The organism is Mesorhizobium sp. M1409 (assembly GCF_040317535.1).
GTDB lineage: Bacteria > Pseudomonadota > Alphaproteobacteria > Rhizobiales > Rhizobiaceae > Mesorhizobium.
This window is the reverse complement of the sequence record NZ_JAMYKV010000031.1, coordinates 65,733-78,052: the sequence shown is the minus strand read 5'-3', so window position 1 is coordinate 78,052 and position 12,320 is coordinate 65,733. Positions and strand designations below refer to the sequence as shown.

General features: G+C 58.7%; 11 protein-coding genes. 2 read left to right on the top strand and 9 right to left on the bottom strand.

All coding sequences use genetic code 11. From position 1 onward, the window contains the following. The 8 genes from NKG99_RS22580 to NKG99_RS22545 form a co-directional block, all read right to left on the bottom strand. The coding region (locus NKG99_RS22580) for a pilus assembly protein TadG-related protein (RefSeq protein ID WP_352870829.1) at nt 1-892 on the bottom strand (892 nt) is incomplete at its 3' end. An 801-nt stretch (nt 893-1,693) separates the two neighbouring features. Then, nucleotides 1,694-1,891, bottom strand: a complete 198-nt coding sequence (locus NKG99_RS22575) for a hypothetical protein (RefSeq protein ID WP_352870828.1) — start codon at nt 1,889-1,891, stop codon at nt 1,694-1,696. A 792-nt stretch (nt 1,892-2,683) separates the two neighbouring features. After that, nucleotides 2,684-4,315 carry an ABC transporter ATP-binding protein gene (locus NKG99_RS22570; protein WP_352870827.1) on the bottom strand — a complete coding sequence of 544 codons (1,632 nt, stop codon included), beginning with the start codon at nt 4,313-4,315 and terminating at the stop codon, nt 2,684-2,686. Further along, nucleotides 4,305-5,189, bottom strand: a complete 885-nt coding sequence (locus NKG99_RS22565) for an ABC transporter permease (RefSeq protein ID WP_352870826.1) — start codon at nt 5,187-5,189, stop codon at nt 4,305-4,307. Before NKG99_RS22565 ends, NKG99_RS22570 begins: the two co-directional genes overlap by 11 nt. Beyond that, nucleotides 5,186-6,232 (bottom strand): ABC transporter permease, encoded by a 1,047-nt coding sequence (locus NKG99_RS22560; RefSeq protein WP_352870825.1) that lies wholly within the window; start codon nt 6,230-6,232, stop codon nt 5,186-5,188. The genes NKG99_RS22565 and NKG99_RS22560 overlap by 4 nt, the downstream gene beginning before the upstream one ends. A gap of 91 nt (nt 6,233-6,323) precedes the next feature. After that, nucleotides 6,324-7,931, bottom strand: a complete 1,608-nt coding sequence (locus tag NKG99_RS22555; protein WP_352870824.1) for an ABC transporter substrate-binding protein — start codon at nt 7,929-7,931, stop codon at nt 6,324-6,326. A 123-nt stretch (nt 7,932-8,054) separates the two neighbouring features. Beyond that, complete coding sequence (locus NKG99_RS22550) at nt 8,055-8,408, bottom strand: Rieske (2Fe-2S) protein (RefSeq protein WP_352870823.1); 354 nt, start codon at nt 8,406-8,408, stop codon at nt 8,055-8,057. Between the two features lie 11 nt (nt 8,409-8,419). Continuing rightward, nucleotides 8,420-9,502 carry an amidohydrolase family protein gene (locus NKG99_RS22545; RefSeq protein ID WP_352870822.1) on the bottom strand — a complete coding sequence of 361 codons (1,083 nt, stop codon included), beginning with the start codon at nt 9,500-9,502 and terminating at the stop codon, nt 8,420-8,422. A 131-nt stretch (nt 9,503-9,633) separates the two neighbouring features. Between NKG99_RS22545 and NKG99_RS22540 the strand changes: the two genes are divergently transcribed. Together NKG99_RS22540 and NKG99_RS22535 are read left to right on the top strand one after the other, a co-directional pair. Next, nucleotides 9,634-10,491 carry a LysR family transcriptional regulator gene (locus NKG99_RS22540; RefSeq protein WP_352870821.1) on the top strand — a complete coding sequence of 286 codons (858 nt, stop codon included), beginning with the start codon at nt 9,634-9,636 and terminating at the stop codon, nt 10,489-10,491. 91 nt (nt 10,492-10,582) lie between these two features. Further along, entirely contained in the window at nt 10,583-11,659 is a 1,077-nt protein-coding gene (locus tag NKG99_RS22535) for an FAD-binding oxidoreductase (RefSeq protein ID WP_352870820.1), read from the top strand. A gap of 399 nt (nt 11,660-12,058) precedes the next feature. Here NKG99_RS22535 and NKG99_RS22530 read toward each other — a convergent pair whose 3' ends face one another. Beyond that, on the bottom strand, nt 12,059-12,319 hold the full coding sequence (locus NKG99_RS22530) for a hypothetical protein (RefSeq protein WP_352870818.1): 261 nt from the start codon (nt 12,317-12,319) through the stop codon (nt 12,059-12,061). Nucleotide 12,320 lies beyond the last annotated feature (1 nt).

The following is a 12,320-nucleotide window of genomic DNA, read 5'->3' as shown; positions in this document are numbered from 1 at the left end:
TCACTCCGCTGCCGGTAATGGCCGCGTTGGCGTTTATCTTGAAGTTGCCCTGGACGATATAGACGCCGGGCGAAAGCGTGACATTGCCATTGAGGTTCATGCCACCGCAGTAGGTCCCGGGCTGGATTGTCTGCGTCGTTTTGTTACCGTTAACATTCTTGCACGGGTTGCTGGCCGCAGGCGTTGGCAGGTCGGCAAATGGATCGGCGGCAGGCAGTGCCTGGGTGATAGGGGCCGCGCAGACGGTGGTAACGGGATTGCTGAGAGAGACGCCGCCCGCCGATATCAGGCAATCGACCTGGAGGTTCGCCGAGCCCTGAAGATTGATGGCGTCCGGGGCGTTCGAATTGGACATGATGACGCAGTGTGTGAACTTCACGCTGGTATTGCCGGAAAACTGTACAGCCTGCGGGGCGGTCGGATCGAGTGCGGTTAGGCAGGCCTTCGAGGCATCGGTGATGAGGGCCACCGCCCGCGCCTGTTCGGGAACCTGGCTCTGCGTGAAGATCAAGGTAAACATCCGGTCGAGGTTCTGGCGGACGATCACCTCGACCGCTTTCTTCGCCGTGTTCGGTCCCGACGCCGGCGGCGTGTTGATGACGATCGTGCCCGAGCCCAGCCCATTCGTAGCGGCCGACTGGGTCGCGGCTGCGACGATGCTCGGCTGGTCGGAACCTGAGATCTGTTCGAGCGCGCCGGCATAGGCGGCGGCATCGGCCATCGCCTGCAATCTCAGGCTGTTGTAGTACCAATACGAGGTCTCGACACCGAAGCCGGCGGAGCCGACAACGATCGGCAAGGTCAGGGCGAAGATCGTGGCAACATTTGCGCCGGTGCCCCGGCATATACCGTCCGCTATAAGTCGAATCCGGGTGAAGCAATTGAAGGCCATGACGTAGATTAGAAAGCACCCATATGTGAACGAATGGCTAAAAAGTTCAGTTCATTTTTGATCAGCGATCTATTGTGCTCCAAAAGAAGGGGTTCGGCGGCTGATCGACGGGGATTGAAGGCAGCAAGACGACCAAAAAGCCCGTTTCCACGATGTGAAGGGGGTGATTTCGGCACATCGGCCAACGTCTCAAAGAGCTGCACCCAGTCTCACTTAATCCGAGCCGACGACGTGATCACAACAGTCCGAGCCAGAAAATCGCGATGATCTTTGCGCCCAAACGGGGTGATTTCAAGCCGCTACAGCAGCGACTAAATTCCCATGCGATGCGATGCCATGAGCCGACTTCGTTGGCTCGACCGGATACAAAGGCGGAAATTGATTCCGTAAAGAAAGATCTGTGTCGAAAGGTTCAACCACCGGTCGAAACGACAGATTATAATACCATCGCCGAGCGTTGTTCAGCCAAGATCGATGAACGGCCAGGGACGGCTCCTTATGAGCGCCCAACGACATTGGCGCTCCTGCCAACGCGGCTGGCGCAACATGCTCGTCTGGCAGGTGACCCGAACGGCTACTTGCCACCCCCGATCGGGACGTTGGCAACCATTGGCGAAAATTCGAGCCGATGGAGCGGGCCGGCTCGGTCGCGCCAGAGCGGACACGCGCCGGAGTCTTTCCTCCGCGGCAGCCGCCCAGACCCAGGAAAGGATTGGTACGGACTATCTGTCGCTCCAGTCTTGTGATGGCTAGCTCGAGGCGGTTGACCAGGGGTCCACTTCCGAGCGGCTCACGATCACGCTACCCGGCCTCAATTTCGCCCTGCATGCGCTGTCCCAAAGTTTCAATATCGACCTCAGCGGTCGTCGCAACTCCCCGGCTCTGGATTTCCGGCAGCATCGCAATGAGTTCGGCGGTCTGGTGTGACCAGTCGAAGCCGCCATTGTCTCGTTCATTTGGGATGGATACCCGTCCGTCGTCGACCGACTGGTCAGTCATAGTTCGCGGGCCAAGCAAGGCCGAGGTGCTTGCCCATACAGCGAGGATTCACACATACGCGAGCACACTGAAGCGGCCCGGCCGCGAGAAAAGGATATGAGGTTTGTTGCGGCGGGGGAAACGGCCCCTGTCGCACAAGACTCGCCGCAATGTGTTTTTCGGTCAACGTCCAGCTATGGCAGAGAAGGATAGCGGCCCCTGCCCCTAGTCTTCGGCAACATAGGTCCTGTCGATTTCCACCGCCTGGAATCGCACATCTCCCCTTCCCAAACGGTCCAGCTCAGCGCGAGCCAGCCATGGCGAACAACATTGGGCATGAGGCCGACCGCCATCAGCAGCCGCATCTCCAGGCGATATTTTTTGGAGATCGAGGCACGCGGCGAACTCGACCTGCCAGAACACATGCAGGCTCTTTTCCGCTCGACGATGTGAAAGGCATGATAGGACCGGGCGCGTAGACGGTCAGACCCTGAATGTCTGCTTCGCGCCTCCATCTCCTCATTGCGATAATAGCAGCCGCTTCCAAAAAGCAGACATCACAGGAACCGCGTCGTATCTTTCGCGCCTCAGAGCGGAGGTTCGCGTCGCCTCTCTTAGGCAAACAGAAACTGCTGTCTTGCGTGGGCCAATACCGCGTCGTCAGCTTCCGAGCGAGGAGACGGTGAACTGGTGGGCTCCGTTTGTCGGGCGACAATGCCTGGACAGCCAAGAGCACGATCATGCCCTTCAAAGCACGTGGACGGATGGCAGGTGCCTGGTGGACGGGGTTCTCTTCCTGTCCACCTATCCCTATCAGATTTTCCGACTGGCCAGCAGCGTTGTGAGCCAGTCCGGATCCATTTCCGGTACGGATGACAAGAGCCGTTCGGTGTAAGCCGGATGCGGCGGCGTAAGAACTTCACTCTTCAAACCCTGCTCAACGACTTTCCCCTGGTGCATGACGACAATTTCGTCGGCTATCGCCCGTACGGTGGCAATGTCGTGAGTGATGAAGAGGTAGCTCATGCCGAAGTCACTTTGCAGGCGCATGAGGAGCTTTAGGATTTCCTCCTGCACGATCTGGTCGAGCGCGGACGTAATTTCGTCGCAGATGATGAAATCCGGATCGGCCGCAAGCGCCCGGGCAATGCAAACGCGCTGTTTTTGGCCACCCGACAATTCGGCCGGCAGTCGGTCCAGGTAAGCTTCGCTCATCTCGACCATATGCATGAGTTCGCCGATCCGGCGATCCCGCTGCGCGCCGCTAAGGCCGAGGTAGAATTCAAGCGGTCGCGCTATGATGTCTTCGACCGTCTGGCGCGGATTTAGCGCGTTGTCGGGCGTTTGATAAATCATCTGTATGCGGCGCAGGACCTCCTTCGGGCGCATCTTCAAGCTCTTCGAAAGGGGCTGGCCGGCAAAAGAGATCGACCCCGAAAGCGATGGCAGGAGGCCGGTGATGACCCGAGCGAGGGTCGACTTCCCGGAGCCGGACTCGCCGACCACAGCCACCGTTCTTTCGCGTGGAACTTTGATGGAGACATCCTGGAGCACTTTGACGGTTCGGGCATAGGCCGCGGTAACGTGGTCTATCGTCAGAAGATACTCGTCGGCCGGAACTTCGGGCTTCGCGAGCTTGCGCACAGCCCAGAGCGTTTTGGTGTATTCCTGGGCAGGCGAAGCGAGCATCTGGCGTGTTTCAGCCTCCTCCACAGTGAGCCCGTGGCGCAGAACCATAATGCGGTCCGCCATTTGCGCCACCACCGCCAGGTCATGCGTCACGTAGATTGCGGCCGTATTGAATTCCTCCACGATGTTGCGAATGGAGGCAAGAACTTCGACCTGCGTCGTCACATCGAGCGCGGTCGTTGGCTCGTCGAACACTATGAGATCCGGCCGACAAGCCATAGCCATTGCGGTCATTGCTCTTTGCAACTGCCCGCCGGAGACCTGATGAGGATAGCGAAAGCCTATGGTCTCCGGGTCTGGGAGCTGAAGACGTCGATAAAGATCGACGGCGCTCCGGTTTGCCTCTTCCCGGCTGGCAATTCCATGCGCCACCGCAGTTTCGACGGTTTGTTCCAACAGCCGGTGGGCCGGGTTGAAAGAGGCCGCCGCGCTTTGCGCGACATAGGCGATGCGGGAGCCCCTGAGGCGACGGCGCCCTGTTTCACTGACTGCCAGAAGATCAATCCCGTCGAACAGGATCGAGCCTTGTGTGATCCGGCAGCCCGGCTTGGCATAACCCATTGCGGCAAGGCCAATGGTGGACTTGCCGGCGCCTGACTCGCCGATCAGGCCAAGAACCTCGCCCCGCTTTAGCGTCAGATCAATCCCACGGACGATGGGATGCCACCGCTCGTCCGAGAACCCCTCCACATGCAGATTGCGGATCTGCAGTAGATCCTTTCCTTTTTCGCGCGAGCCTGGACCGCTACTTTTCATCCCGCAATCCGCTTGTTGCGTGCAGGAACCAGTCCACAACGAAATTGACGGACACCGTAAGGAGAGCGATCGCGCCGGCCGGAAGCAGCGGCGTGACATCGCCGTAAGTGATCAGGGTTGCGTTCTCGCGCACCATTGAACCCCAATCGGCCGTCGGCGGCTGAATACCGACGCCGAGAAACGACAGCGCCGCGATGGTGAGGAATACGAAGCAAAATCGCAAGCCGAACTCTGCGACCAGCGGCGGCATTACATTGGGAAGGATTTCCTTGGCGATGATCCACCTCGCGCCTTCGCCGCGCAATCGCGCCACCTCCACATATTCCATCACGGCCACGTTAAGCCCGACGGCGCGAGAAAGCCGAAAGACACGGGTGGAATCAAGAAGGGCAATGATCACAATCAGGCTGGTGATCGACGAGCCGAAGATCGACAGCAGCACCAGCGCGAAGATCAGACTTGGGATCGACATCAACACGTCCACCGCACGCGACAATATCTGGTCGAGCCATCCCCTGTACAACGCGGCAAGAAGACCGAGCGAGACGCCAACCGCGAAGGACAGCAACGTGGTCGCGACTGCAATAGCGATGGTGTTGCGCGCACCGTAGATCAAGCGGGTGAGCATGTCGCGGCCGAGCTGATCGGTTCCCAATTTGAACTCCTGGCTCCACGGCGCGAAGGCTTCGCTGAAGACCTGAGTCTCGCCGTATGGCGCTATCCAGTGCGCGAGGACCGCAACAAAAACGTACCCGAAGATCACGACGATACCGAACCATGCGCTGAAGGGTGCCCTCTTCAGCGCCGTTTTCGCTCGGGTGGCACGCGAACGCCTCAGCCTTTGAATCGCCGCGATAGGTTCGAAGCTGGTCATCGTGGATGCAAGAGCCTGGGGTTGGTGGCGATGGAAATGATGTCAGCTATCAGGTTGAGCAGGATATAGGTCGCGGCGAAAATCAAGGCGCAGGCCTGGACGACCGGAACATCCCTGGATTTCACCGCATCAACCATCAACTGACCGATGCCGGGATAGACGAACACGACCTCGACCACGACCACTCCGACGATGAGATACGCCAGATTGAACGCCACCACGGTGACGATGGGAGCCCAGGCATTGGGCAGGGCATGCCTCAGCACGATCACCATCGGGGACATTCCCTTGAGGCGCGCCATATCGATGTAGGGGCTTGCCAGCATGTTGATGATGGCCGCTCGGGTCATGCGCATCATGTGGGCCACGATCACGAGCGTAAGGGTGATTGCCGGCAGGGCCACTTTCCAGACATGCTCCCAAAACGGCGTCTGGTCGTTCACATTCGACAGCGTCGGAAATTTGGGAACCGCGTTGAGTGCCCAGCTCAGTGAGACTGCGAGCCAATGCGGCATCGATTGAGCGAAATCGGATCCGATGAACGTGTCGCGCGAGATGACCAGGTAGGCCAGCATATAGGCGACGAAAAACTCCGGGAACGAGATGGTTGTCAGCGTCACAACATTCACCAGCCGGTCGAACCAGCCGTTGCGGTACAGCGCGGCGAGAATGCCAAGCCCCAGGGCCAGCGGGACTGCGATCAGCGCAGTCACCGCTGCAAGGAACATCGTATTGTATAGGCGTGGCGCGATGATCTCGGCCACGGTACGCCGGTATCCGGTGCGGCTCGCAAACGAGGAGCCGAAGTCACCGTGGAGCATCTGCGCGACCCAGACAAAATAGCGCTCGACAGGTGGACGATCGATGCCGATTTCTCGCTGGAACGCGGCGACCGTTTCGGATGTCGCCGATTGCCCGAGCGTGGCCTTGGCGAAGTCGCCGGGGAGCATCGCGATCGCAGAGAAGATAATGATGGACACGATGAACAAAGTGATCAGGCCGAGCCCAAGCCGCTGCAGAACCGTTCTTGCGACAGGGTTCATGGGCGTGCGTTTCCTTTTTGGGCGGCAGCCCTTGCAACAGCCAGGGAAGCCAACCGGAGCCTCACAGTCAACGCGGCTCCGGCCCGCCATCTCATGCAGTGGCGATCCACCAGCGTTCGGCCATTTTCAGTCCATCGTTCTCCCAATTGGGCGCCACTTCGCCGTGTGCGAGCTTTTTGGATTGAGCGCTGACGAAATTGTTGAAGACCAGCACGATGCTGCCGCCATCATCGTGGGTTAACTGCTGCATCTCCGCATACATCGCCGCTCGTTTGGCCTCGTCCGTCTCGGCCCGCGCCTGGACAAGCAATTCGTTGAAGTGGGGATTTTTCCAGAACGACTCATTCCAGCTGGAGTCGGCGGCGAAGGCTTGGGTGAACATCCAGTCGGCCGTCGCTCGACCGCTCCAATAGGAAGCGCACCAGGGTTTCTTGAGCCAGACATTGTCCCAGTAGGCGTCCTCGGCCTCACGCACGACATTGACGTCGATGCCACATTGGGCTGCCGTCTCGCGAATGAGCGAAGCCGCGTCCACCGCGCCTGCAAAAGCGGCATCGGCGACCGAGAGATCCACTTTCAGGTTCTCCATTCCGGCCTTTTTCAGGTAGTGCTTGGCTTTTTCCGGATCAAAGCTGTGCTGCGGTTGCGGATCCTTGGCGAACTTGATCGCTGGCGCGATCGGGTTGTCGTTGGCCACGGTGGCGTGGCCGAGAAAGATCTTGTCGACGATCTCCTGACGATTGATCGCCCATTTCAATGCCATTCGCACGTCCGGATTATCAAACGGCGCCATCGTGACATTCATCGGCAAGGTATAGTGACCGTAGCCAGTGACTTCGACGATTTCCACCTTGGGATTACGTTTCAGCATGCCGAGGGTCTTCAAGTCGGCGCGGCCGATATAGTCCACCTCCCCCGTAGACAGCGCCGCCATGCGAGCGGCAAGATCTGTAATGGCGATGAACTCCACCTCGTCGAGGTAGGGTTTGCCGTTCTTGAAGTAGTTCGGATTGCGCTTGAGTTTGGCCGAAACGCCGGGCTGGAAGTTCTCGAGTACGAAAGCGCCCGTGCGAACGCCTGAGGCCCAATCCGCCTTGCCGTCCTTGGCTGGCATGATGACCAGATGGTAGTCACTCATAATGTAAGGGAAATCGGCATTGCCGCTCTTGAGCGTGAAGATCACCGTTTCAGGGCCGTCCGCCTTGATCTCGGCGACGGACTCCAACAGCGACTTCGCCGCCGATTTGGTGTCCTTGCCCATGTGATATTGCAATGAGGTCACGACGTCATCCGCCGTCACAGTCTTGCCGTTGTGGAACGTTGCGGCTTTGCGCAGCTTGAAGGCCCAGGTTTTGGCCCCATCCGAAGATTCGAAGCTCTCGGCGAGGTCCGGTTGGACATTGCCTTTGGCGTCGACCTCAGTGAGGCTGTTGGACAGCGAGCCGGAAAATGCTGTTTGTGTGAACGTATCGGGGTAGCCGGCCGGATCGATCGAATCCGTCGTCGCGCCGTGAGCCATGCCGAGCTTGGCGAAGCCGCCCTGCATCGGTTCGGCCCGCGCCGTGGCGACGAACAGCTTGTCGGCGGCGGCGACGGTCAGGCCCGCGGCCAGCCCGAGATGAATGAAGTCGCGGCGGGAAACATCGCCGCCACCGATCAGGCTTCGAGCGATACCAAGCTTGTATTCAGATTCTGACATTTGACTCTCCCATTGCGGAGTTCTCCGCGTTATTTCTCGTCAAAGCACCTGCGAACAAATCTGCTGGTTGGCTGCGGCCACCTTTCCTTCGAATTTTTCCAATCCCAATCGGTTTTGCGCCAATCAGGCCGTCACATAGACGCCGCCGGCCTCGACGGTGACTGGAAATGTGCGAGCCCGAACGGTCGGATCGACCAAGGCCTCACCTGACTTGATGTCAAATTCCCAGCCGTGCCAGGCGCATCGGACGATCTCGTTTTCGCGATGATAGATAAATTGCGCCTGTTCGACGGGCGCGGTCGTTCCACACTGCGGTCCCTCGCAAAGTGGAGCGCCGCGGTGCGGACAAACATTCAGTAGCGCGTGGAACGACTCTCCAATGCGGAAAACGCCAACCGAAAAGCTGCGGATCTTGGCGATAAAGGGAGACCCGGTTTCGATTTCGTCGACGCGGCAGATGTAGGTCTTTTCGGGCATCACATCGTTCCTCAGGCGGCATTCGCGGCTTGCGCACGCGGGATGCGTTTGTAGACCTCCAGCGCATTCAGTCCCATGATCTTGCTCTTCCAGGCAGGAGGGATCTGCAGCGTGTTTGCGTCGTCGTAATCCCAGTGGGGATAGTCCGACGCAAACATCAGCGTGTTTTCGCCGTCCATCGCCTCGAGCGTGGACCACAGATGCTGGATGTTTGCGGGCTGTTCCAGCGGCTGCGTGGAAAAGCGGATGTTGCGCCGGCAATATTCCGATGGCAGCATCTTCAGCCATGGCGTCTCCTTGCGCAGCGCTTTGTAGTCGGCGTCCAGGCGCCAGAGTACCGATGGGACCCAAGCGACGCCGCACTCGATAATCACGAAATAGAGGTCCGGCCATTTCTCGAAGACGCCATGCGCGATCATGCTTGCCACGTGCGACATTGCCGACATGTGCAGGATAGCGTGGGTCTCCCAGAAGAATGTCGTTGGGGCAGGAGCGATGGCAGTTGAATTCACTCCGCCATGGCCGCCCAGATGTATGGCGAAGGGCAACCCTACTTCAGCGCAGGCTTCGTAAATCGGGTGGTAGAACGGGTCGCCATACGGCTTTACGGATCCTTGGGAGGCGAGCACCTGGACCATGCGCGGGTGATTGCCAAGGCGACGTATCTCGGCGGCGGCGAGCTTTGGATCTTGTGGCGCGATGATGATCGAGCCCATGAAACGGTCGTCCTTCGGCAGCCACTGATCGATCTGGTAGTCATTGTAGGCGCTGACCAAGGCGCTGGCATAATAGGGGTTGGCGAGGGTTGACGCCTCGATCGGCTCGTCACCCGTCAGGATCGCCACGTCGATCTTGTACTTGTCGAGGTGCTTCTCTTTCATGATGAGATAGTTATCGGTTTCGGTTTTCGGACGGACGTCCTTGCGGGAGAAATCCTGCGGATGAAACCAGGGACGATGGCCGTGCGGGAAGGCCCCAACGGGACCTGTCTTCTCGCCTTCGACGAACATGTCCTTCCAGAGGCCGGAAAGGTAGGGCTGCAATACCGTGGCGCTTGACCAGTAATTATGACAATCGCAGTCGATTATAAACACTTTGTTCCGCTCCATAGCCTCGTCCCGGCGATGCTGCCGGGTCGCTGACTGGTGCAGCTTCCGCCTTGGGTTTCGTTTGATCAAGGTTATGAAACGTGCGAATATGATCGAGTTTTTCGATCGGGGGTTCAATGCAGCTTGATTACATCGAAACCTTTCTCGACATCGTCGAGTCAAGAAATTTCAATCGGACCGCGGATCGGTTGGGCTTGACCCAATCGACGATCAGCACTCGCATCAAGAACCTGGAGAGCGCAATTGGGTCCGAACTGTTCCAGCGTGGACGCGCCGGGGCAGAGCCGACTGCCGCGGGACGCCGGTTCGAAGCTTACGCCAGGTCTCTGCTCTCGACCTGGTCGCAAGCTCGCCACGACGTACGCGCGTTCAACCGTTTCGAAGGCACCTTGCGCGTTGCCGCCCAAGTGGGCATGACCCGCTCAGTCCTACCCGGGTGGGTCGAGACACTGTGCCAGGTACTTCCGAAGTCCTCGATTCATATCGAGTCGGATTACTCGAACCAGATGGTCAGCGACTTGAGCATGGGAAACCTGGACATCGCGGTGCTCTATGCCCCTCGCTACTTGCCCGAAATCGCCTACGAGCACCTGATGGTCGAAGAATATGTAATGGTTTCGACTGCGGCCAGAACGCTGTCGGATGTTGATCCTGACACCTACATCCGCCCAGGCTACACCGTTCTGCTGGAGAAAACGCACGCGGAGCTGCTGGCTCAATTGGCGATCTGTCGACTTTCGACCGGATCGGAAACGCTGGCGGAGATCATGCTCCGGCGAACGGGCGGCACTTGCTACATGCGTAGCGATGATGCGCGCCGGTTCACCGCCGAGCTTCCATCGTTCCTCGTCGAAGGAGCGCCGACGCTGCACCAGCCAGTTCACACGGCGATACTGGCACGTCGCAAACACGAACCGATCATTCGCAAAGGCATCCGAGCTCTCCATCTCGCGGTTATGTCGCTGGAAGTTTAATCGAAATTAGCGATCATAACGTTGGGTTAATACTGCTGTTTTATGGGCTAAGAACTGGCATGTTCGCTCGATCGCAAAGCCGAGCCGAACAATGAACGCATACGCTTCCGTCCAAGCCTCCGATATCGTGCCCACCTTGCGTCAGCGCCAATGGGCACAAAAGACGCGAGATGTTGTGCTCTGCCGTCGCGTAATCGACGAGACGCACGATGTGAAAACATTCGTTCTCACGTCTGCCGCGGATCGGCTGTTCTGCTTCAGCGCCGGCCAGTATGTCCTCGTGCATCTCAGGATTAACGGTGCCGCGATCACGCGCTCCTACTCTGTATCATCACCGCCGACACGACCGCTTGATCTTCAGATCACGGTGAAACGAACGCCGGGCGGGCTTGCTTCCAACTGGCTCCATGACAATGTGAGGCCAGGCAGCGAGATCGAGATCGAAGGGCCGCTCGGTTCGTTTAATCTTGATGAGTTGCCGGCTCAGAAACCCGTTTTCCTTTCGGGCGGTAGCGGCGTGACTCCGGTCATGTCCATGCTGCGTGCACTTACCGATCGCGCGGATGACAGGGAGATCCGCTTCATTCACAGTGCGAGAACGCCAGGCGACATCGTCTTCCGATCGGAACTGGACGCACTTGCTGCTCGCTTTCCCAACGTTCAAGTGACTTTGGTTTGCAGTCAGGGAGGTCCCACTTGGACGGGTTCAACTGGCCGAATTGGTGGTCGGATGCTGCTGAGCCTGGTTCCCGATCTCCACAAGCGCACCGTTTTTGCCTGTGGGCCCGAAGGGTACATGAAGACGGCACGCACCTGCCTTGACGCAATTGGCTTCCCGCCGGCCCAGTACCACGAGGAGAGTTTCGGAGGCAGCAACGGTTCGCGTTCGGAAATGGGTTCAGCGGTTCCGTCGTCGGTCCGTTTCGCCCGCTCGGGCGTGGAGTATCAATGCACGCCCGGAGAGACCTTGCTGGAGGCGGCACGGAATTGTGGCATCTACATCCCGACCGCTTGCCAGCAGGGCGTTTGCGGAACGTGCCGAATAGCCAAACTATCCGGCGAAGTTGTGATGGACGACCTAGGCGGACTGAACGCTGAAGAGAAGTCGGCCGGCTATGTCCTGGCATGTTGCAGCCGCCCACAAGGAACGGTTTTGCTCGACGTTTAGGCGTTGTTGACCGTTGAAGATGTGGCCGTGCGCACGCATTTGCGTCCGGGTCTGGCCTCAAAATGAGGCCGCCGCCGCCTTTCAGCCACGCGGTATTGTTGGCGCGGCAAATGGGCGACTTCGTAATTGCAGCCACCAGAACAACCTGTTGAAGACGATGAAGGACACATCACCGGCAAGGATGCGCCGTTCATCAGCGGAACGGCACAGGTCCGGCGCAGTCAATGCTGACGGAACATTAGTGGTCTCGAATAGTTGAATTAATGCTTCGGATGCCGCAGCTTGGCTCCGGCGTAAGGCTGGTGGGCAAACATCGGCAGGCCCGCGCCATCACCCCCTCTCCTCCGTGGCGCGGGCTCTCTACGGCAAGGCTAATACACCAATTCTCGCTGCCGCCTCTTACGTGTCGGAGCCCGGTATTTCTCGACCAGCCGCACCTTGTCGATGTTGATCATCGATGCGCGTGGCCACGCCGGTCAGCTCGATCTCCTGCCCGCGCTTCACCTTTGAATGATCGATGATCGAATGCGGAAAATTATAGGGGGGAATCGAGATGCTTACGAAGTCCTCATCGACCCGCCGTCGCACCGTGGCGGTCAGATCCCCAATGCCAATTCTCTGCGCCAAAGGGAATGGGTCTGGAGCGGTCCCGGGCTTCATC

What these genes read in the sequence shown, in the direction of transcription:
- NKG99_RS22575 (WP_352870828.1), bottom strand. Translation starts at nt 1,891, where the DNA reads ATGACTGACCAGTCGGTCGACGACGGACGGGTATCCATCCCAAATGAA.
- NKG99_RS22570 (WP_352870827.1), bottom strand. Translation starts at nt 4,315, where the DNA reads ATGAAAAGTAGCGGTCCAGGCTCGCGCGAAAAAGGAAAGGATCTACTG.
- NKG99_RS22565 (WP_352870826.1), bottom strand. Translation starts at nt 5,189, where the DNA reads ATGACCAGCTTCGAACCTATCGCGGCGATTCAAAGGCTGAGGCGTTCG.
- NKG99_RS22560 (WP_352870825.1), bottom strand. Translation starts at nt 6,232, where the DNA reads ATGAACCCTGTCGCAAGAACGGTTCTGCAGCGGCTTGGGCTCGGCCTG.
- NKG99_RS22555 (WP_352870824.1), bottom strand. Translation starts at nt 7,931, where the DNA reads ATGTCAGAATCTGAATACAAGCTTGGTATCGCTCGAAGCCTGATCGGT.
- NKG99_RS22550 (WP_352870823.1), bottom strand. Translation starts at nt 8,408, where the DNA reads ATGCCCGAAAAGACCTACATCTGCCGCGTCGACGAAATCGAAACCGGG.
- NKG99_RS22540 (WP_352870821.1), top strand. Translation starts at nt 9,634, where the DNA reads ATGCAGCTTGATTACATCGAAACCTTTCTCGACATCGTCGAGTCAAGA.
- NKG99_RS22535 (WP_352870820.1), top strand. Translation starts at nt 10,583, where the DNA reads ATGAACGCATACGCTTCCGTCCAAGCCTCCGATATCGTGCCCACCTTG.
- NKG99_RS22530 (WP_352870818.1), bottom strand. Translation starts at nt 12,319, where the DNA reads ATGAAGCCCGGGACCGCTCCAGACCCATTCCCTTTGGCGCAGAGAATT.